The organism is Shewanella sp. cp20, from assembly GCF_000832025.1.
Taxonomy (GTDB): Bacteria; Pseudomonadota; Gammaproteobacteria; order Enterobacterales; family Shewanellaceae; genus Shewanella.
This window is the reverse complement of record NZ_JPII01000055.1, coordinates 1-21,667: the sequence shown is the minus strand read 5'-3', so window position 1 is coordinate 21,667 and position 21,667 is coordinate 1. Positions and strand designations below refer to the sequence as shown.

Genomic DNA, 21,667 nt, shown 5'->3' with positions numbered 1-21,667 from the left:
ATCACCACACAAACTAGGCGCGGCTAATGACCTCTTGCAGAAGGGACTCGGAAACCTCGCCATACACCTCTGCCTGGCCAATGGCCTTTGGCAGCACGAGTCTGAGTTTTCCGTTCAGCACTTTCTTGTCACGCCGCATATGCTTGATGAACTGTTCGAAGTCCACCGCCTCTGGGGCCTCTGTTGGTAGGTCAAATGCCTCGAATATCGCTTCGATTCGACAAACAATTGACTCATCCACCAGCCCCATCTTAGATGCAGTTTGCGCAGCAAGTACTGTGCCAGCCGCCACGGCTTCACCGTGGAGCCATACGCCATAACCCATCTCGGCCTCAATGGCATGACCAAAGGTGTGTCCCAGGTTCAACAGGGCACGCACCCCTTGCTCGGTCTCATCTTGCGCCACGACGTCGGCCTTAATCTGGCAACATTTGGCGATAGCATAGGTGAGCGCCGCCTCATCTAACGATTTAAGCGCCGCAACATTCTGCTCTAACCAACTGAAAAATGAGCCATCCCAGATAATGCCATACTTGATCACCTCGGCCATGCCGGCGGCAAATTCACGGGCCGGTAAGGTATGCAGACATGCAGTGTCTATGGCAACCATCTTAGGTTGATAGAAGGCACCTATCATGTTCTTGCCCATGGGATGGTTGACGGCCGTCTTGCCCCCCACGGAAGAATCGACCTGTGACAACAGGGTCGTTGGGATCTGAATAAAATCGACACCGCGTTGATAACAAGCGGCGGCAAAACCCGTCATGTCACCTATGACACCACCACCCAAGGCAATTAATACGGAATCACGCCCCATATTCTGCGCGAGCAGCGAGGTAAAAATCGCATCCATCTGCGACAGTGTCTTGTATTGTTCGCCATCGGGTAAGATGACAGGATCGGCACATTGGTAGGAAGCCAATAGCGCCTGTACCTTAGCCAGATACAGAGGCGCTATTGTGTCATTAGTTACGATTAGAATTTTTTTGCCTTGAAGATAGCTTGAAAAGTAATCGCTATTTTCGAGGAGATTCTGGCCAATAAAGATAGGGTAACTGCGTACACCAAGTTCAACCTGAATCTGTTCCATTCTACCGCCTAATGTTTAGAAGCCTAACTGGTCAATAATTTGATTTGCAACAACTTTTGCGCTCTGCTCGTCAGTCTTGACTATGACATCGGCAATCTCTTCGTACAGTGGATTACGGATCTCAGCAAGCTTTTCTAACACTTCTCTTGGGTCTTCAACCTGAAGTAGTGGACGACGCTTGTCACGCTGGGTACGCGCAACCTGCTTATCGATAGTGGTTTCCAGATACACCACTATGCCTCGGGCAGACAAGTTGTTACGAATGTCTTTACTCTGAATGGAGCCGCCGCCAGTGGCTAAAACAATACCCTGTTTTTCAGTTAAATCGGCAACAACTTGTGTTTCGCGACGACGAAAACCTTCTTCGCCCTCAACGTCAAATACCCACGCGATATCAGCACCGGTACGGTTTTCAATCTCTTGATCTGAATCGTGGAACTCTAAATGAAGCATCTGCGCCAGATGACGGCCTATAGTGCTTTTGCCAGCCCCCATAGGACCTACTAGGAAAATATTACGTTTTTCAGCCATTGCTTTACGTCTGAATCTTATATGGAAAGTTTGCCTACGCCAGCCAAAAAATCAGGCCGACCTTAAATGTTACCTTGCTCTAATGAGACTTGACCACGGATTATCTCAGCTAATTCCCCTCAAAGGCAAGTGGAGGGAGTAAATTCTGTGAAATTATACTCAGGCATTAAAAAGCCAGCGTCTAAACGCTGGCTTTATCTCAGATATGCTTCGAACTACAGCTGTTCGGAGATAATCTTAGGTGTCACGAAGATCAGCAGCTCTTGGCGCTCGTTCTTATCTGTGGTGTTTCTGAAAAGGTAACCCAAGAACGGAATATCACCGAGTACGGGTACCTTGCTGACACGATTGATCAATTGTTGCTGGTAGATACCACCGAGCACAATGGTCTCACCATGATCCACTAACACCTGAGTACCGATACGCTGGGTATCGATAGACACCGCCTGACCCAGTGGCGTATCAACCGTCTTACCCTGAGAGTCCTGAGTGATCTCAAGATCTAAGATCACACGATTATCAGGGGTGATCTGTGGTGTCACGCGCAGCGACAATACCGCCTTCTTAAACTGCACAGTGGCAGCACCACTGGAAGCCGATTCGACATAAGGGATCTCAACACCCTGCTCGATATAGGCCGCCTTCTGGTTTGAGGTGGTAATGCGTGGGCTGGCGATAATCTCACCCTTGCTTTCTTGCTCTAGGGCGCTCAGCTCAAGATCCAGCAGGGTGCCATCGGCCAATTTGGCCACATGGAAGGCGATGCTGGTTGGGTTCGCCACGGCCGCCGGCAAGTTAACATTCAGTCGGTCGCCAATATCCGGCACGACACCGTTTGCAATATCGTTCGCGCCTTCCAGGCTACCGGAAGTCCCCTTGTTGCCCTGCTGATCGGTAATGCCCCACTTGATACCGAGATCTTCAGAGACATCATCCTTCACGGTAACCATGCGAGATTCGATCAATACCTGACGAATAGGGATATCCAAGACTTCCACCAGACGATGAATACTCTCCAGACTCTCTTCGGTATCTTTAACCAATAGAGTGTTAGTTCTGTCGTCTACGGCAACTGTGCCTCGAGCCGACAACAGAGAGGCATCGTCGCCTTTAAGCAGCTCGGCAATGTCTGTTGCCTTGGCATAGTTGATCTGCAGATATTCAGAGTATAGCGGCGCGAGCTCTTTCACTTCCTGCTGGTTTTTCAGCTCTTGGCTCTCGCGAATGGCGATCTCTTCGGCTGGCGCCACCATCAAGATATTGCCTTCGATGCGCTTATCCAGTCCCTTCGTTTGCAGAATCAGATCCAAGGCTTGGTCCCAAGGCACATCGTCGAGTCTCAGGGTGATATCCCCTTCGACCGTATCACTGGTCACCAGGTTGAAGTTGTTATAATCGGCAATGATCTGCAACACAGTACGTACCGAGATGCTCTGGAAGTTAAGAGAAAGCGAGCGACCTTCATACTTCTTCTCTTCCTTGACGACGGCGGCGCGCTCTGCCTTACGCACGTTGAGTCTGAATAGGTTGCCTTCCTGCTTATAGTTGTACTCGTACTGACCCGAGACATCCACCAATACACGTGCCGTCAACTCATCCTTAAAGGTCTCAAAGCTCTTCACCGGCGTCGCAAAGTCTTGAACATCCATGACATAGAGAAGATCTGAGCCTATGTCCGTGTTGTAAAGTTTGAGTTCTAGCTTGGCACCGACCTGCTGCACATTGGCGGCAACCGACGAGTTATTTAATTTAACCAACAACTCACCGCCACCATCGCTTGTACGGTGGAAATCTATGTTCTTGATACCGTTAACGAAAGGATTCGCGGCCGTGTCGCTACGACTGGCGACCTCATCGTTAATGGTCAGGCGATAGGTATTACCCAGCACCTTACCTTGATAAGCCTTGACCTTAGCCAGATCCACCAGCACCTTAAGCTGCTCGCTTTCCTGCAGAGTGGACATGGACTTAACGCCAACGTTGTTGATCGGTAGGATATCTTTTTCCAACCCAGACAGGCTATCGTCGAACCCAAGGATGATCTGTGCCGGAGAGGCATTGAGATTAATCTCAGGCTCCTTCACAGCCTCCTCAAAGACCAGTTGTAACTCTAACTGATGGTCGACAATTGAGTGGTATTTGACATCAATCAGACGGTTCGCAGCAGAAGAATACGGCGCCACACCCAACAATAAAGCCAAGCCAAAGGCCACTTTAAACAGGGGCGACTTTTTTAATAAAACGCTTTTCGCGGCAGAAGATTCCATTATTCCCTCATCCTTCGCTTTGTTATTCACCAGTCAGTTCCATGTTGCTCATTCTTTCAGCCCAGCAACCTGTCCCATCTGGAATTAATTCAACTATTTCGACCATTTGCTGTGTAACTTTAGCAATTCGCCCGTGATACAAACCTACGTATTCGCCAACACCTAGACGATAAACGCTACCATCGTTAGTCTCGATCAAGGCCCAAATATTCTTATCTTCGCTCAAGGTACCACGCATCTTTAAGTTGTCCAGGGCATAAGTCTCTAGACGCCCCTTGCGCCGTTTCAGATCTGGCTGCAGACAATCTTTAGTCGTGTCGACCACCTCTTCGGTCAACTCTCTTGAAGGTGGTACGAAGGGACTGCGCATCAACTCTGCCTGATAGGCAAAATGTTCAAACTTAGGAGGCTCTTTCAGAGGAGGCACACGCGCAACATGTTGAGCCTTAGTGGTGGTCACAAACAGCTCAAGATCGCTGCGATCTCCCATACAACCCGTTAGCATCAAGCCTAGAATTAGCAAAGGTAGCTTCTTCATTTCTTCGCCCCCTTCGCCGCTTTGTCTTTAGGAACCTGAGCTCCCTCTTTGAAACGATAGGTCTTAGCCAAGATTTCCATGGCAAGTTCACCGTTATCACTTCGCTTTATGACGAAATCATGCAGGCTCACGATACGCGGCAACTTAGCAACACCACTGACCAGATGCCCCATCTCATGATAATCACCCGTCACCGACATGCTAATAGGAAACTCGATATAGAAATCGCGCTGTATCTCTTCTTGCCACTCCAGGCTCTGAATCCCCAATCCCGAATCGGTGGCAACGAAGGTCAAATCATCGAGTAAGCCAGGCATCTCATTTTGCGACGGCAACATCTTCAACAGCTCAGCAAACTGAACCTCCATGACCGCCAGCTGCTCCCGGTACAACTTAAGATTAGCCGCCAATTGATATTTCGCTTTAAAATCATCTCTTAAGGTGATTTCTTTATCTTGCTCACCTTTGAGGACATCGATGGCATCAGAGACAAACAGGAAATATCCCGCCACGAAGATGATGATGGCCAAGAAAGAGGCGAATACGACCTTAACCTGGGTCGGCCAACCGCCAATGTTCTCAAAATCGATATCATTGAATTCACTCAGATCGAGTTTCATTTGCTCGCTCCTTGTGTCGTCTTGGCATCATCTGCATCTTCTTCACCGATAGAGACCCTTAAACTAAAACGCTGTAACTGGCGCATCTCATCATTCTGCGAGACGATCGATTGCATATTAGGATCGTGTAACCACATAGAGGCCTTGATCTTACGCATCATGTTGGCGACGTTATTATTAGACTCACTACGTCCCTCTATCCACAACAAACTGCCCTTCTTTTCTATGCTGGAAAGGTATATTCCTGGGGGCACAACACGCACCAACTCATCCAATACGTGGGTCGGTAAATTTCGCGCCTGTTGTAGGTTTAATATGATCTCGGTACGACGCTCGATATCTTTCTTACGCTCGCGAATCTTTTTAATTTCGGCAATTTGTTTTTCTAACAGCTGAATTTCGCCCTGCAGATAGGCATTTCTTCCTCTCTGCTCCTCGGTCATCATATCGATAACGGTTAAGGCTAAATAAACGACTAATGCTGCACCGATAAATACGGCTGCTAATATCCCCAAATAATCGCGTTTTTGTTTTTCTCTTGCTTCTTCGCGCCAGGGCAATAAGTTTATGTTCGCCATTGAGAGTAACTCCTCAGCGCTAATCCACACGCGACCATGTATTTATTAATATTGGGCTGTAGTTGCGTCTTCACTTGCTCGTCCGCATGCAGACAACCCAAGAATGGGTCGGCAATAATGGTATGAACACCGAGTTCGTTGGTGAGCAGATTAGCCATACCTTCCAGCTTAGAGGTTCCACCGCACAGGACGATATGATCGACCTTGTCCTTGCCACTAGAAGTGCAGTAAATCTGCAAGGTACGTTTGATCTGTTGCAGTAACTGCGTCTGGAAGGGCGAGAGCACCTCGAACATATAATTGCGGGGAAGATCGCCTTCGAGCTTGGCCTTCTCCGCTTGCTCATGAGACATGCCATAGAAAGATAAGATGGACTGGGTAAACTGCTCACCACCGAATGCCTGTTCGCGGATAAAGGTCGTTTCGCCCTTCTCCACCACGGCAAAAGTTGTCATGTTCGCACCGATATCCACCAGCGCAACCACCTTGTCTTCGGCACCATCGGGTAACTGGGCGGCGACTAACTCGAAGGAGCGTCCCAAGGCATATCCTTCAACATCAATCACTTTGGCTTCTAGATTGATGTCGTCCAAGCTATCGACCCTGGCATCGATATTCTCGGTACGACACGCGCTAAGCAGCACATCCACCTTGGAGGGGTCGGCACTGTTAACATTGAGAGTTTCAAAATCTATGCTGACTTCATCGAGTGAATAGGGGATAAGGTTGTCGGCTTCGATCTCGATCTGCGTCTCCATCTCCTCTTCACTGAGGGCGGCATCCATGTAGATCACCTTGGTCATCACAGCCGATCCCGAAACCGCTGCTGCCGCATATTTTACGCTCTTAGGCAAAGATCGTTTGATCAATCTTAAGGACTCCAACACCGCGTCTGAATCTCTTATTTCATGATCATTAACGGCGCCTTTTTTAACGGGCACCGCTGCGTGACTCAAAATTTTATAACCATCAGCAGTCTTACTCAGCAGTATTGCTTTTATCTCGTGGGAACCGATATCGATCCCAACCATCTGCGGAGCCTGACGCTTCCATAAATTTGAAAGCATAGTCCATCGTCACTTTTGTTATAGTTTCAGGGATTAGATTAGCACAAAATCAACTCGTTATAGATATTTGTACAAAATGTTTGTAACTTTTACAATTGCCATTTTTTTGACAACCATTTTTGCTTCACCAATAGCTGCTCGCCTTATATACTATTGTGCCTGCTAAATTTATTGGAATTATCTGGTGAAGTGGTTTAAACGAATTACCATCGCTCTGTTCAGCCTAGCCCTTTTGGGAATAGGCGCAATTGCTGCAGCCTATTTTTATGTGCTGCCGGACCTCCCCGATGTTACCACTCTTAAAACCGTAAAATTGCAAACTCCATTACGAATTTACAGCATGGACGGCAAATTAATTTCACAATTTGGCGAAAAACGCCGCATTCCTGTTGAATATGAGCAGGTGCCGCAACAATTGATTAATGCGGTACTCGATACAGAAGATGCCCGTTTCTTCGAACACAAGGGTATCGATCCCATCGGCATCATACGTGCCGCCGTGATTCTGGCCACCACGGGTAAGAAGAGCCAGGGGGCGAGTACCATCACCCAACAGGTTGCCCGCGGCTTCTTTCTCTCCAGAGAGAAAACCTATATTCGTAAGATCAAAGAAATTTTTCTGGCTCTCAAAATTGAGAAGGCCCTCAGCAAGAAAGAGATTTTAACCCTCTATCTCAACCGCTCCTTCCTGGGTAACCGTGCCTATGGTGTCGGCGCTGCCGCTCAGGTCTACTATGGTAAGGAACTCCACGAGCTCACCCTGCCAGAGATGGCCATGATCGCCGGCCTGCCCCAGGCACCTTCTGCGGCCAACCCGATACGTAACCCTTCCCGAGCGATGAATCGCCGTAACTGGGTACTCAGCCGTATGCTAGAGAAAGAGAACATTACTCAGGACGAGTACCAAGAGGCGATAAGGGCTCCGATCACCGCCAAGTATCATGGCGCCGAGGTAGAGCTTTACGCCCCCTATATCTCAGAGATGGCCCGCGACTACCTGGTTGATACACTCGGTGAAGAGGAAGCCTATACAGGCGGCTACAACGTCTACACCACGGTCGATTCTCGCCTGCAGATGTTGGCCCAGGAGGCACTACGCAATAACGTCTACGCCTATGACGAGCGCCACGGCTATCGCGGCGCCACCAAGGTGTTATGGGAGGCCGATGCCTCAACCGAGCTAGACCAGACTCAAATCGTTGCGCAGCTTAAGCAGACTAAAGGCTTCCAGGGACTCGAGCCTGCTGCCGTCACCGAGGTCGCCGAGCAGAGTGTCAAGGTCATCAACGCCAAAGGTGAGACCCTCACCCTCGAGTGGGAAGGACTAAAGTGGGCACGTAAATTCATCAGCAACAAGCGCCAAGGCAAGGCCCCCAAGACAGCAGGCGAGATCCTCAAGGCTGGTGAACAGGTCTGGATCCGCAATAATGGTAACATCTGGCAGTTGTCTCAGATCCCCGAGGTGGCCAGCGCCATCGTCTCACTGGATCCTAAGGATGGCGCCATCAAGACCCTGGTCGGTGGCTACAGCTTCCACACCAGCCAATACAACCGCGTTACTCAGGCCAAACGTCAGCTAGGTTCCAACATCAAGCCCTTCATCTATACAGGTGCACTGGAAAAAGGTTATACCCTGGCGACGCTTATCAACAACGCTCCTATCAACAATGCCGATATTCGTCAGGGCACGGCGTGGCGTCCTAAGAACTCCCCCGATAAGTATACGGGGCCGACACGCCTAAGGGTGGGACTGGCACAATCGATCAACGTCATGTCGGTACGCGCCATGCGCTATACCGGGCTGGAAAGCGCCATCGACACCCTGGTGAAATTCGGTTTCGACCGTGAAGATCTGCCGCAAAACGAATCCCTTGCCCTGGGGTCACCTTCGGTTACGCCGCTACAGGTAGTCACCGCCTTCTCGGTATTTGCTAACGGCGGTTACCGGGTAGAGCCTTACTTTATCGACCATATCGATAATGCCTACGATCAGACGATAGAAGAAGCCAACCCAACCCTAGCCTGTACACCTGAGCTAGTCGAGCCGCAGACGCTTCCAGCGGACGATCCGTTTGCCGCCATGGCACAAGAGCTGCCAGGCCAAGAGGACGCGAGTCAGGAGATCGCCAGCCAAAAGATAGTTTCTGAAGATCCTAGCTGTCCGAGCACGGCTCGCCATGCGCCACAGATCATCAGCAAACAGACCGCCTTCTTGATCACCGAAGCGCTCAAGAGTGTTATCTGGGGCGGCGGCGATTGGAGTAAAGGCACGGGCTGGAACGGCACTGCCTGGCGCGCCGCACGCGTCGTCAACCGCCGCGATATCGCCGGTAAGACAGGTACCACCAACGAATCGAAAGATACCTGGTTCAGTGGTTTTTCGCCGACGCTGGCCACCACAGTATGGGTGGGCTTCGATGATCACAGCATCGAACTGGGCCGCACCGCATGGAACACCAACGGCGCGAAAGATCAGATCTCGGGTGCCGAAGCTGGTGCCAAGACAGCCGGTCCGGGTTGGAACGAGTTTATGAAAAATGCCCTCCAGGGCACGCCCGAACTGCCGTCGCCACCACCGGAAGGTATAGTGTCGGCCCGTATCGACCTGGCTACGGGTAAATTAAGCCGCAAGACAGACTACACCACCAAGTTCGAGTATTTCATCCAGGGAACCGAGCCTAAGGAATTTGCGACCGAGGCTCAGACTCAGGAAGATATCTTTATCGACGATTCGGTGGAAGATCTCTTCCAATAACCGTCAACAGGGCTGGTGCCACTCGCCACCAGCCCAGTGAATTTCACTAGCCTTAGGCCATTTTTTAGTGAATTCATAGCGCCAATTTTTTGAAGCGAATAAAACTTTAGATGTAAAAAAACCTGCGACTGCAGGTTTTTTAATCAATTGATTAGGCAGATATTATCTTTTTAGGCCTTAGCCGCTAACGTCGCCTTCACCTGAGTCAATGACGTGCCGCCCAAGGCCTCACGTTTTGCCAGGCAAGAGTCGATCGTCAGACATTGATATACATCTTCCTCAATGACAGCGGCGAACGCCTGCAGGCTAGCCAGCTCGAACTCTTCGATAGGCTTCTTCTGGGCAATCGCCTCGACTACCACCTCACCCACCACATGATGCGCCTCTCTAAAGGGCATGCCTTTGGCCACCAGATAATCAGCCAGCTCGGTTGCATTGGCATAGCCCTGCTGTGCCGCCGATAGGGTATTCTCTCTGTTGACCTTTAGGCCAGAGAGCACCAGCGCAGCCATCTCCAAACAGATAGACCAACTGTCCATTACGTCAAACAGACCCTCTTTGTCTTCCTGCATATCCTTGTTATAGGCGAGTGGCAGGGCCTTCATGGTGGTCAGTATGCCCATCAGGCTGCCATAGACCCGGCCCGTCTTGCCACGGATCAACTCGAGTGCATCTGGGTTTTTCTTCTGTGGCATGAGCGAAGAGCCCGAGGTGACCTGATCGTCCAGCTCGATAAAGCCCGCCTCGCCACTGTTGAAGAAGATGAGATCTTCTGCCATGCGGCTCAGGTGCATCATGCTGATGGCGGCATCGGAACATAACTCGACCACATGGTCACGGTCAGACACAGTATCTAAGCTATTAAGGGTTGGCGAGGCAAATCCCAAAGACTTGGCTAGCGCATGTCTATCCATGGGATAAGCGGTACCGGCCAGCGCGCCGGTGCCGAGCGGACAGGTATCGAGACGTTGCAAGCAGTCTTGCAGACGGCTGATATCACGCTCAAACATCTCCACATAGGCCAGACACCAGTGACCGAAGGCCACAGGCTGCGCCCGCTGCAGATGGGTGTAACCCGGCATCACGGCATCCAGCTCACGACTGGCCAGTGACAACAGCGCCCCTTTCAGTTGCGTTAGCAGTTCAAGCAGCGCCTGGCCTTCCTTCTTACACCAGAGTTTCAAATCGGTCGCCACCTGATCGTTACGCGAACGGCCGGTATGCAACTTCTTACCCAGATCGCCCACCTTGGCGATCAAGGCCTGCTCGACGAAGCTATGAATATCTTCGGCGCCCGAGGCCAATATGGTCTCAGGCTGATCCTTCACCTCGGCCAGCAACGCTTGTAGCGCTTGTTTGAGCGCCTGGCACTCCTCCTGAGTGAGAATACCCACGCCCGTGATGGCATCGGCCCAGGCAATGGAACCGACAATATCCTCTTCCACCAGACGATAGTCGACCGGCAGGGAGTCATTGAAAAGTTTAAACAGTGCGCTGCTCTCTTGGCTAAATCTTCCGCCCCATAATGCCATCTCTGTATCCTCTAAAATCTGCTCTAAAACCTGTTCTAAAAATGAAGGGGCGTCGCCGCCCCTTATAACCTAGTCGACTCTACTTAACGTTAAGCGCCCGGATGCGGCTCGCCAGAGAATAGAGACGAATGAAGCCTTCCGCATCTTTCTGGTTATAGACTTCGTCTTCACCAAAGGTCGCAAACTCTTCAGAATACAAGCTATTAGGTGAACGTTTCTTCACTGCCTGTGCCTGCCCCTTATACAGCTTCAGCACGACTTCACCATTCAATAAATCTGCCAGCGGCTTGGAGGCGCCCAGTAGGGATTCACACAGAGGCGTGAACCAACGACCGTCATAAACAAGATGCGCCATCTTGGCACCAACCTGCTCACGCCATTCGCGGCTGGTCTTGTCCAGTACCAATTCTTCAATCGCCCTAAGTGCGGCAAACATCACTGTACCACCCGGGGTTTCGTAGCAGCCACGGGACTTCATGCCCACCAGACGGTTTTCGGTGATGTCGATACGTCCCACGCCGTGGGCGCCGGCAATCTCGTTGAGCGCCATCAAGGCGCCGTAAGGTGTCAGCGCCTCGCCGTTCACCTTAGTGATACGACCCGCTTCCATCTCCACCGACACATACTCTGGCTCATCGGGAGCATCTTCCGGCGCGACCGTCATGGTCCACACCTCTTTGCTCGGCTCGTTCCATGGATCCTCCAGCTCGCCACCTTCGTGGGAGATGTGCCAGGCGTTGGCGTCACGGCTATAGATCTTAGTGGCCGATGCTGTGGTCTTAATGTTGCGCTCCGCCAGATAATCCAGCAGATCTTCACGGCTCACCATGCTCCACTCACGCCACGGGGCGATAACGGTAAGATCCGGTGCCAGGGCGGCGAAACAGCCCTCGAAGCGCACCTGGTCGTTACCCTTACCGGTACAACCATGACATACGGCGTCGGCGCCTACCTTGCGGGCAACTTCTACCTGAGCCTTAGCAATAATTGGTCGCGCCATAGAGGTGCCCAGCAGATAGGTGCCTTCATAGATGGCGCCTGTGGCTATGGTAGGATAGATATAATCGGCCACCAGCTCCTCTTTCAAATCAACGATATGACATTCGGATGCGCCCGAGGCGATCGCCTTCTCATGTAGCCCCTCAAGCTCGGCCTCACCTTGCCCCACGTCGGCACAGAAGGCCACGATCTCACAATTGTCGTAGGTCTCTTTTAGCCAAGGAATGATCGCCGATGTATCCAGACCACCTGAGTAGGCCAGTACCACTTTTTTCACCGATGCTTTGTTGTTTTCGCTAGACATTTTGTTTTCCTAAATACTCAATTCGTTGGCCCAATCGCTATTGGGAAGATTCATTAACTCAGTAGGGTCACTAATACGGCATTTTGCGCATGCATGCGGTTCTCTGCCTGTTGCAAGATCAGTGAGCCGGTCCCATCGACCACCTCGGCAGCCACCTCGACACCGCGATAAGCTGGCAGGCAGTGCATAAAGAATTTAGCTCCCGCCTTATTCATCATGTCGCTATCGACATGATAGGGAGCAAATTTGGCTTTGATCTCGTCTAGACTGGCGTTGTCTCCCATGGAGATCCAAGTATCAGTATAGATGGCATCATGGCCTGCGATCGCCTCGACATCCGAGCTCAATACCAACTCGCCGCCATGGGCCTCGGCGATGGCTTGGGCCTCGAGCACCACCTGGCCGTCGGGGAAGTGGCCTTGGGGACAGATCACCGTCATCTTGGCACCCAACAGCGCCGCACCATACATGAGCGAGTGGGTCACGTTATTGCCGTCACCGACATAGGCTAGCTTAACCTTGCTGACGTCATCGAACTGCTCGGCCAGGGTCAGGAAGTCGGCCAGCCCCTGACAGGGATGGTACATGTCGGACAGCGCATTGATCACAGGCACGCTGCCATGCTCGGCCAGCTCTTCTATGGTCGAATGTGCAAAGGTTCTCGCCACGATTGCATCGGCCCAGCAGGAGATGTTGGCGGCAAAATCAGATACCGGCTCACGCTTGCCCAGAGCACCGTTTTGCTGATCCAGGTAGAGACAATGACCACCTAGCTTGTTAATACCGATATCGAAGCTCACGCGAGTACGCAGCGATGGCTTCTCGAATAACATCACCACACTCTTACCGTCGAGTGCCTTGCGATAGTCTTCTGGGTTGGCCTTGATCGTCTTCGCTAAGGCGAGTAAGTCGATCAACTGCTGCTGATTAAGCTCTTTTATCGATAGTAGGTGATTCATATATCTACTCCTAGATGAAACCTGTTCTCATGTTCCGTTTAATTAATGTGGCATGACCTGAGTGCCGATAGACTCGCCCTTCTCGAGCGCGCTCAGTTGCTCCGCGTCACGCCAGGAGGCGACCTGTACCGGCTGCCCCATCCACTGGGCAACTTCTAATGCCGCCTCGACCTTGACCTTCATTCCCTTCTCGATGACGCCTAGCTTGGTCAACTCATCGGCGTGGGCCTTATCCAGGGTCTTGATCAACTGTCCCTTGCCGTCGAGCACACCGCTAACATCGGACAACAGCACCAGTTGCCCCTCCACCAGCTTGGCGATCACAGTCGCAGCCTGGTCGGCATTGACGTTAAGCAGATTGCCCGCGTCATCCACGGCGATCGAACTGACAATCGGCATCCAGCCCTGGGCCAACAGGAAGTTCAGGTAAGTCGGGTCATTGGGCGACACTTCCCCCACGAAGCCGAGCTGTTCGTCTTTGATCGCCGCATTCACTATGGCGCCGTCACACAGGCTCATGCCCACACAGGTGATACCCGCCTCGACCGCACTGGCCTGTAAGATCTTGTTAGAGGTGCCCGCCAGCGCGCCGACCACTATAGGTACCTGCTCTTCGGGCGTAACGCGCAGACCATCAAGCTTTACAGTCTCCATTCCATTGGCCTTGAGCTGTTCGTCCACCAGGCAGCCGCCGCCATGCACCAGAATGACTGATTGCCCCGACTTGATGATGTTCGCCGCGCTCGCCATCAGGCGTGCCAGCCCCATCTCACACTGCATCAGGGCGCCACCCACTTTAAGCACTAAGGTTTTCTTGTTTGCCGACATAGCTACTTCTCTCTCACAGGTGACAACATTAATAATTAAAATGAATCTTTATGCATTGATGCGCCTGACTGGCCGCACCTTTCATCAGATTGTCGATGGCACTCGCCACCACCAGATAACCATTGAGGGGATCGTACTTCCATCCCAGCAGGCAGTTGGGGGTATGCACCACATCATCAACCTTAGGAAATTGATTATGGTACACATTCACCAAGGGTGCCGACTCATACACCTCATAGGCCTTGGCAATATCGGCTTCGCTCACACCAGGCTTCATCTGCACCGTGATGGTGGCCAGGATGCCGCGCTTAAAATTGCCCAGGTGAGGCGTAAAGATCACCTCCTGTCCCAGCTGAGTGGCGATCTCGGGTTGATGTCTGTGGCCTAGGACACCGTAGGGCGTCAGGCTCACCTCACAGAAACTCGTATGTAGCTGGGCCTTTCTGCCTGCACCAGTCACACCGCTAACGGCATTGATCACCGGCAGGCTATCTGTCATCAAGTCTTTCAGGGGTTTTAACGCCGTTAGTGAGGCGGTGGGATAACAACCTGGCACCGCAATCATCTTGCTGGCGGCGATTGCCTCGGCATTCCACTCTGCCAGCCCATAGACTGCCTCGGCCAACACCTCAGGATAGAGATGCTCGAAACCGTACCACTTGGGATATTGCTCACTATCGGCAAAACGGTAGGCACCGCTTAGATCGAACACCGCCAGACCCGCCTGATAAAACCAGGCTGCCAGATGCAGGCTCACGCCATGATCTGTGGCCAATACCACGGCATCGGCCTGCTCGACTATGGCCAGCTTGGCCTGCTCCGTCAGCGGGGCTAAACAGAGATCGATATGACTATAAACCGGATACAGGCTGGCTAATGTTTTGCCTTTATCCAAACTGTTTTCAGAGACATAGAGCCCTTGAATCTTAAGCTGCTCATCGGCCTGAATCAGTGAAGTAACCTGAGCACCTGTGTAACCACTGGCGCCAATTATCGCTATGCTTTTCATACTTTATGACTTCTATATTGTGTTAACGGTAAAAAAGAGAGGGGCACGACTTAAGCCCTGGTATAGATACCAATATGACAAGATTATCGTCGCAGGAAGTGATTACAGCTAACCTTATATGCAAAAAGTAAGAAGAAATTGTTCATTTTTTATCTCTAAGTTAAGCCTTTAATAATGGCGCTTGTTTTAGCTGTTTGATAGACTAACACAATAAACTAATTATGCAATATTACTGAATAGATATTTTTTAATTAAATTGGTGAATTGAGTCAAATGATGAAAAACTTTCCCGACATCAAGCAATCCTTTCGCGAGCTGATCGCCACCCCATCCATCAGCGCCCTGGAAGCAGAACTCGACATGAGTAACCAAGGTGTGGTGAGTCTGCTCAGTCAATGGCTAGCCGATCTCGGCTTCGACTGCCAGATGCTGGCCGTCCCCAACACAAGAGGCAAATACAACTTGCTGGCCAAAATTGGCCAGGGGCAAGGTGGACTATTACTGGCAGGGCATACAGACACTGTGCCCTTCGACGAGGGGCGCTGGAGCCAGGATCCTTTTACCCTGACGGAGAAAGATGATCGCTGGTATGGGCTGGGCACCTGCGACATGAAGGGCTTCTTCGCCCTGGTTATCGAGGCCGTACGCCAGATGCCGACGCAGGACTTTATCCGGCCACTCTACATACTCGCCAGCGCCGATGAAGAAACCACGATGAATGGTGCCAAGGCCTTCGCCCAGTCTAAGGCGATCGCCCCCGAATACGCTTTAATCGGCGAGCCCACGGGCCTTAAACCCGTCTATATGCATAAAGGCCATCTGGCACAGGGCATTCGCATCACGGGTCGTAGCGGTCACTCCTCGGATCCCGCCAAGGGGCTCAACGCCATAGAGATCATGCATCAGGTAATCGGCCAACTCCTTAAGCTGAAGCAACATCTGGCCGAACATTACCGCGAAGAGGCCTTTAGCGTGCCCTATCCCACCATGAATTTCGGCCATATTCATGGCGGGGATGCCGCCAACCGTATCTGTGGCTGCTGCGATCTGCACCTGGATATTCGTCCGCTACCTGGTCTGCCGTTAGAGGCGCTGGAACAGCTACTGACCCAGTATCTCGCCGATCTGAGCCAGCGCTACCCGGGAGCCATCAGCATTAGCCAGCTCTATCCCGGTTCGCAACCCTTCGCGGGGCAGGCCGATGCCCAATGGTCCCAGCTGGTCGCCGAGCTGTCGAACCAGGCTCCCGAGGTGGTCAACTACGCTACCGAGGCGCCCTATATTCAGCAACTTGGGTGTCAAACCTTGGTCTGGGGGCCAGGCAGCATAGAGCAGGCACACCAGCCGGACGAGTACCTGGACACCGCCTATATCAACAAAACAGTCGACTTACTCAAGCAGTTGATGTACCACGCCTGCATCAAAACCTCATAGGATCACTTAAAAAATTCACGCAGGGTGATATAGAACACATAAGCATACGATATGAAGATATGCTGTATTGACCTAAACCTGATAGCCTAGGTAAGGTGATTGATTAACTCGTGGGTATGGAGCATTTATGACAGATATGTACGCGTCGCTGCGATCCAATGTGGGCACGTTAGGCCAAATATTAGGCGATACCATTCGCACACACATGGACGAGCCCTTTTTAGACAAGATTGAACAGATCAGACACCTGGCCAAGAGCTCACGCCAAGGCAACGATACCGCCAGGGAACAGATGCTTACCCTACTGGCGGCCCTACCCGACGAAGAGTTGGTCCCCTTTGCCAAGGCCTTCAACCAATTTCTCAACTTGGCCAATATCGCCGAGCAGTTTCATACCATCAGCCGTAACTGTGACGAGCTGGTGTGCGTGCCGGATCCCGTGGATCAGCTCCTCGGACGCATGCTCAACGGACGCATAGATCAAGACAAGATGCTCGAGTGCCTGCAGACACTGGATATCGATCTGGTACTCACAGCGCATCCAACAGAGATCTCGCGTCGTACCCTGATTCAGAAATACTCCGCCGTGGTCGATTGTCTCGCCACCCTGGAAAACCCACAGCTCACCGAGCGCGAGAAGAAACAGAATCATCTCAGGCTCAGACAGCTTATCGCCCAGATCTGGCACACCAACGAGATACGCCACGAGCGTCCAACCCCGGTCGACGAGGCGCGTTGGGGACTCAGCACCATAGAGGCCTCGCTCTGGCAAGCCATTCCCGATTTTCTGCGTCAGCTCAACGAACAGGTCGAAGAGCGCACCGGCAAACAGCTCCCCAGCGACATCGCCCCTATCCGCTTCTCCAGCTGGATGGGCGGCGACCGTGACGGCAACCCGTTCGTTACCGCCAAGGTCACCCAGGAAGTGCTGGATCGTAACCGCCACACGGCTGCGCGCCTCTATCTGAAGGATGTGGTCTTACTGGTCAACGAGCTGTCGATGGAGGAAGCCAACGAGGAACTGCTAGCCCTTACCGACAACAGCCATGAGCCGTACCGCGTGGTGCTACGCGAGCTGAGGCAGAAGCTGCGCGACACCATAGACTACTTAAATGCCCGTCTAGAGGGACATTCGCCAGAGGTAGATCTCGACACCCTGATCTGGCACGAAGACGATCTCAAGCAGCCCTTGAGCCTGCTCTATCGCAGCCTGACCGATTCGGGCATGAGCCTGATTGCCAACGGCCTGCTGCTGGATATGCTGCGCCGCCTGGCCTGCTTCGGCATCCATATGCTGCGTCTGGATATCCGCCAGGATGCACAGCGTCACAGCGACGTCATCGCCGAACTGACCCGTTATCTGGGCCTGGGTGACTTCGACCACTGGGACGAACATGAGAAACAAGCCTTCCTGCTGCGGGAACTGAGCGGCAAGCGCCCGCTGATCCCCCACAACTGGGCGCCGAGTGCCGAAGTTGCCGAGGTGATCAGCACGGTCAGGTTGATCGCCAGCCAATCACCTAAGGCCCTTGGCTCCTATGTTATCTCCATGGCAAGCCAGCCGTCGGACGTACTCACTGTACTCCTGCTCTTAAAAGAGGCGGGATGCCAGCACCCAATGCGCGTGGTACCACTGTTTGAGACCTTAGACGATCTCAACAACGCCGCCACCTGCATCTCGGCGCTATTCGACATCGACTGGTACCGCGGCTACTGCAAGGGCAGCCAGGAGGTAATGATAGGTTACTCCGACTCGGCCAAAGACGCCGGGGTCATGGCGGCCGCCTGGGCACAATACAGTGCGCAGGAAAAACTGGTTAAGGTCTGCAACCAAGCCGACATCAAACTAACCCTGTTCCATGGTCGTGGCGGCACCATAGGCCGTGGCGGCGGACCCGCTCACAAGGCGATCCTGTCACAGCCACCGGGTTCGGTAGATGGCCGTATCCGCGTAACAGAGCAAGGGGAGATGATCCGCTTCAAGTTTGGCCTGCCTAAGCTGGCGGTGCAGAGTTTGGCGCTCTATACCTCTGCCGTGATGGAGGCCACCCTGTTGCCACCGCCAGAGCCTAAGCCTGAATGGCGCGAGGCGATGGAGCGACTCGCCAGTGACTCGGTCAGCGCCTACCGCGCCATAGTGAGAGAGGAGCCCGACTTTGTTGCCTACTTCCGCGCGGCTACACCAGAGGTCGAGCTAGGCAAGCTACCGCTGGGCAGTCGCCCCGCCAAGCGCCGGGTGGATGGCGGTATCGAGAGCCTGCGCGCTATCCCCTGGATCTTCGCCTGGTCGCAAAACCGCTTGATGCTCCCCGCCTGGCTGGGAGCCGGCGAGGCGCTGCAACAGGCGGCCGACCGCGGCGAACTCCCCCTGCTAAGGGAGATGGAGCAGAATTGGCCCTTCTTCGAGACACGTATCTCCATGCTAGAGATGGTTTACGCCAAGGCAGAACCCAATCTGGCTAAATACTATGAGACCTGTCTGGTACCAAAAGAGCTACATCACCTGGGTGAGGCGTTACGCTCCCGGATGGCGACAGGCATTAAGGTGGTATTGGAGCTGACGCAGTCCGATGCGCTCATGTCGCATACCCCGTGGAACCGTGAGTCGGTCGAGTTACGCAACCCCTATATCGACCCGCTCAACTTCCTCCAGGCCGAACTCTTGGCGCGTACCCGTAAGGAGCAGGCCGGCTCGAACAATGTCGAATTGGCACTGATGCTCACCATCGCCGGCGTCGCGGCGGGCATGAGAAACACGGGTTAATGAGAAACTTAGCCCTAATAGGCCTGCTGATGCTGACTTTGACTGCCTGTGTCAGTCAATACAGCATCAGCGAGCGCCAGCTCAGCAGCTACCTCAACGACGAGATGCATTTCGAAGTCAAAGAGGGCAATCGCTTCTTCGGCATAGAGATGAAGATCAACGATGTGAAGGTCAAGCTTGGTCACAAGGCTGATACCATGGCGATCACAGCGAGCAGTCTAATTAAGGTGGCCAACCCACTGATGCCTCTCGATGCCACCATGACAGCCGAGTTCGAAGCCAAGCCTTGGTATGATGCCGAACAGCACAGCCTCTATCTGAGAGACCTCGCGTTGGTGAGCCTGAGCTCTAATCCAAAAGATCTCGAACAGGCCATAGGCCAGGTGAGCCCGCAGCTCATGAGCTTCATCACCCATTTTCTTGAGACCCAACCTGTGTATGTACTCGATACCCAGGAGGGTAATCAGGCGCTTGTCGCCGAGATGACCAAACGCATCCAGGTCGTCCCGGGCAAAATTAACCTCATCTTTAAGGATTAATTCTACCTCAAGCCTCCCTGTTTTAGGCGCTTAACGTTAACACCTTAACGCTAGGCGCCTTCATGCCTATTTAGCTATCTCGCAAATCTCGGATAAGAGGAATAGTCCACCAATACCGGCGACTCTTGCAGCTCACGCCTTAGCATATCCAGCGCAACCGCCGTGCTCAGCTGTCTCACCAACTCCCGGGAACGCGCGGGAAACTTAAGCATCTGACTATACACGCCTTGCCGGGTCGCCAGAGCAATCGCAACCGTCCCTACTGGCTTCGCCTCGCTGCCACCTTCGGGTCCGGCAATACCACTAGTAGCCAGCGCATAGTCGCTGTCTAGCAAGCCTCTGGCGCCCTTGGCCATCTCCTCAACCGTAGCGATAGACACAGCGCCGTGATCGTCCAGGGTTGCAGGCTTAACCCCTAACACCCTAACCTTGGACTCGTTGCTATAGGTCACTAGTCCCTGATCCAGATATTGGGAGCTGCCGGCAAAGGCCACAAGGTTGTTGGCAATCATGCCGCCGGTACAGGACTCGGCAATACTCAAACGCTTACCGGAAGATAGCAGCCCGTTGTGGATCACCTGTGCCAGAGAGGTCACGTTATGCCCCACCACGGCATCGCCCAAACGTGCAAGCACGTCATCTTTTACCCTATCTAACTCGGCGATAGCCTCTACCCCTCGAGCGAACAGCTTAATCTCGATATAGGGCATGAAGGAACGATACCCTAAGGTCATCCCCTCAGGAAGCGGCATGCCCTCGAGCTTATCCGCCAGTGCAGATTCTCCCTGACCGATTGTCAGTAGTTTCTGCACCTCGACTTCGACGTGGCTATCGGCGATCTGCTCCACAAATGGGATAAACTGCTCGGTCACCATCTTCTTAAATTCGAAGGGTACCCCGGGCGTAAAGAAGAGCCAGGCACGATTGAGTTTGACGCGAAAACCACAAGCTGTGCCGACAGGGTTATCCACCATGATGGCCGATGCGGGTAACATCGCCTGTTTCAGGTTGCTCTCGGGCATGTGTCGACCGTTACGCGTAAACCATTCTTCGATGCGCTCCCGCCACAGCGTGCACTCCACCAAGGGCTCCCCCTTGGCCATTGCCATCGCCTCGGAAGACATATCGTCACTGGTTGGGCCCAGTCCGCCATTCACCAGAATGACATCGGCGTGCTCGCTGCGTTGCCGAAACACCTCGACCAGATCATCCAATCTATCGCCTACCGTGATCCGCTGCTGCATCTCTATGCCTTGATCCATCAAGGCATTTGCTGCCCATGCCGCATTGGTATCGACTATCTGTCCGGATAACACCTCTTCACCAGTGCAGATCATTTCTATTTTCATATCCATCCCTTGAAACTAAGACATTTCACTTGGCCATAAGGTAGGTAAGGCCGGGGGCAATAGCAATAGGGAGCAAGGCAGCATGTTCGATATTCATGCAAGGTGGCGTTATGCCCGCTTTACAGATTCTCGGTTTTAGGTAAAAGCACACCGGCGATCTTGGCCACTATTACGAGCAACAAATGCCGATTGGCGCTCGATAGCGTCGCAATGACTAAGGCTGAAACACCATAAGAAAGAGAGGATTAATCAAAAGAGATTGGAAAAGGCCAAAACGAAAAAAGCCCTAGCATTTCTGCTAGGGCTTTCATCTTAATGTTGGCGGAGCGGACGGGACTCGAACCCGCGACCCCCGGCGTGACAGGCCGGTATTCTAACCAACTGAACTACCGCTCCTTTGGGCTAAGCCCAAATTAGGCGCCTGGAAATGACCTACTCTCACATGGGGAGACCCCACACTACCATCGGCGCGATTGCGTTTCACTTCTGAGTTCGGGATGGGAT

17 protein-coding genes, 1 tRNA gene and 1 rRNA gene are annotated in these 21,667 nt (G+C 52.6%); 4 read left to right on the top strand and 15 right to left on the bottom strand.

Translation table 11 applies throughout. The features are described from left to right. Positions 1 to 13: 13 nt before the first annotated feature. The 7 genes from aroB to DB48_RS19025 form a co-directional block, all read right to left on the bottom strand. Complete coding sequence (gene aroB, locus DB48_RS19055) at positions 14 to 1,090, bottom strand: 3-dehydroquinate synthase (RefSeq protein WP_041511773.1); 1,077 nt, start codon at positions 1,088 to 1,090, stop codon at positions 14 to 16. Positions 1,091 to 1,105: 15 nt separating this feature from the next. Next, positions 1,106 to 1,621 carry a shikimate kinase AroK gene (aroK, locus tag DB48_RS19050; protein ID WP_011864020.1) on the bottom strand — a complete coding sequence of 172 codons (516 nt, stop codon included), beginning with the start codon at positions 1,619 to 1,621 and terminating at the stop codon, positions 1,106 to 1,108. 215 nt (positions 1,622 to 1,836) lie between these two features. Next, positions 1,837 to 3,888 carry a type IV pilus secretin PilQ gene (locus DB48_RS19045; protein WP_041511772.1) on the bottom strand — a complete coding sequence of 684 codons (2,052 nt, stop codon included), beginning with the start codon at positions 3,886 to 3,888 and terminating at the stop codon, positions 1,837 to 1,839. A 22-nt stretch (positions 3,889 to 3,910) separates the two neighbouring features. Further along, positions 3,911 to 4,426 (bottom strand): pilus assembly protein PilP, encoded by a 516-nt coding sequence (locus tag DB48_RS19040; RefSeq protein ID WP_041511771.1) that lies wholly within the window; start codon positions 4,424 to 4,426, stop codon positions 3,911 to 3,913. Further along, a complete protein-coding gene (locus tag DB48_RS19035) occupies positions 4,423 to 5,046 on the bottom strand; it encodes a type 4a pilus biogenesis protein PilO (RefSeq protein WP_041511770.1) in 624 nt (207 codons plus the stop codon). The genes DB48_RS19040 and DB48_RS19035 overlap by 4 nt, the downstream gene beginning before the upstream one ends. Further along, complete coding sequence (locus tag DB48_RS19030; RefSeq protein WP_041511769.1) at positions 5,043 to 5,624, bottom strand: PilN domain-containing protein; 582 nt, start codon at positions 5,622 to 5,624, stop codon at positions 5,043 to 5,045. Before DB48_RS19030 ends, DB48_RS19035 begins: the two co-directional genes overlap by 4 nt. After that, positions 5,612 to 6,691 carry a pilus assembly protein PilM gene (locus tag DB48_RS19025; protein WP_041511768.1) on the bottom strand — a complete coding sequence of 360 codons (1,080 nt, stop codon included), beginning with the start codon at positions 6,689 to 6,691 and terminating at the stop codon, positions 5,612 to 5,614. The genes DB48_RS19030 and DB48_RS19025 overlap by 13 nt, the downstream gene beginning before the upstream one ends. 184 nt (positions 6,692 to 6,875) lie before the next feature. On the opposite strand from DB48_RS19025, the gene DB48_RS19020 reads away from it, so the two are divergent. Next, positions 6,876 to 9,446 carry a penicillin-binding protein 1A gene (locus tag DB48_RS19020; protein ID WP_041511767.1) on the top strand — a complete coding sequence of 857 codons (2,571 nt, stop codon included), beginning with the start codon at positions 6,876 to 6,878 and terminating at the stop codon, positions 9,444 to 9,446. A gap of 170 nt (positions 9,447 to 9,616) precedes the next feature. On the opposite strand, the gene argH is transcribed toward DB48_RS19020, so the two are convergent. The 5 genes from argH to argC form a co-directional block, all read right to left on the bottom strand. Then, on the bottom strand, positions 9,617 to 10,978 hold the full coding sequence (gene argH, locus DB48_RS19015) for an argininosuccinate lyase (protein ID WP_041511766.1): 1,362 nt from the start codon (positions 10,976 to 10,978) through the stop codon (positions 9,617 to 9,619). A 79-nt stretch (positions 10,979 to 11,057) separates the two neighbouring features. Continuing rightward, positions 11,058 to 12,281, bottom strand: a complete 1,224-nt coding sequence (locus DB48_RS19010; RefSeq protein ID WP_041511765.1) for an argininosuccinate synthase — start codon at positions 12,279 to 12,281, stop codon at positions 11,058 to 11,060. A gap of 53 nt (positions 12,282 to 12,334) precedes the next feature. After that, the gene (locus DB48_RS19005) at positions 12,335 to 13,240 is read right to left on the bottom strand and encodes an ornithine carbamoyltransferase (RefSeq protein ID WP_041511764.1); all 906 of its coding nucleotides are present in this window, start codon (positions 13,238 to 13,240) and stop codon (positions 12,335 to 12,337) included. A gap of 42 nt (positions 13,241 to 13,282) precedes the next feature. Beyond that, the gene (gene argB, locus DB48_RS19000; protein WP_041511763.1) at positions 13,283 to 14,068 is read right to left on the bottom strand and encodes an acetylglutamate kinase; all 786 of its coding nucleotides are present in this window, start codon (positions 14,066 to 14,068) and stop codon (positions 13,283 to 13,285) included. Positions 14,069 to 14,096: 28 nt separating this feature from the next. Continuing rightward, on the bottom strand, positions 14,097 to 15,077 hold the full coding sequence (gene argC / locus DB48_RS18995; RefSeq protein ID WP_041511762.1) for an N-acetyl-gamma-glutamyl-phosphate reductase: 981 nt from the start codon (positions 15,075 to 15,077) through the stop codon (positions 14,097 to 14,099). A 276-nt stretch (positions 15,078 to 15,353) separates the two neighbouring features. Between argC and argE the strand changes: the two genes are divergently transcribed. The 3 genes from argE to DB48_RS18980 all read left to right on the top strand — a co-directional run bounded on the left by argE (position 15,354) and on the right by DB48_RS18980 (position 19,814). Then, the gene (gene argE / locus DB48_RS18990) at positions 15,354 to 16,511 is read left to right on the top strand and encodes an acetylornithine deacetylase (protein ID WP_041511761.1); all 1,158 of its coding nucleotides are present in this window, start codon (positions 15,354 to 15,356) and stop codon (positions 16,509 to 16,511) included. A gap of 127 nt (positions 16,512 to 16,638) precedes the next feature. Then, positions 16,639 to 19,275, top strand: a complete 2,637-nt coding sequence (gene ppc / locus DB48_RS18985) for a phosphoenolpyruvate carboxylase (RefSeq protein WP_041511760.1) — start codon at positions 16,639 to 16,641, stop codon at positions 19,273 to 19,275. After that, the gene (locus DB48_RS18980; protein ID WP_041511759.1) at positions 19,275 to 19,814 is read left to right on the top strand and encodes a DUF1439 domain-containing protein; all 540 of its coding nucleotides are present in this window, start codon (positions 19,275 to 19,277) and stop codon (positions 19,812 to 19,814) included. The genes ppc and DB48_RS18980 overlap by 1 nt, the downstream gene beginning before the upstream one ends. A 74-nt stretch (positions 19,815 to 19,888) precedes the next feature. Here DB48_RS18980 and DB48_RS18975 read toward each other — a convergent pair whose 3' ends face one another. From DB48_RS18975 to rrf, 3 genes are all read right to left on the bottom strand, one after another. Next, positions 19,889 to 21,163, bottom strand: a complete 1,275-nt coding sequence (locus DB48_RS18975) for a CinA family nicotinamide mononucleotide deamidase-related protein (protein ID WP_041511758.1) — start codon at positions 21,161 to 21,163, stop codon at positions 19,889 to 19,891. Positions 21,164 to 21,482: 319 nt separating this feature from the next. Further along, positions 21,483 to 21,559 (bottom strand) — tRNA-Asp (locus DB48_RS18970). Positions 21,560 to 21,582: 23 nt separating this feature from the next. Then, a 5S ribosomal RNA gene (rrf, locus tag DB48_RS19760) occupies positions 21,583 to 21,667 on the bottom strand; the annotation flags it as partial.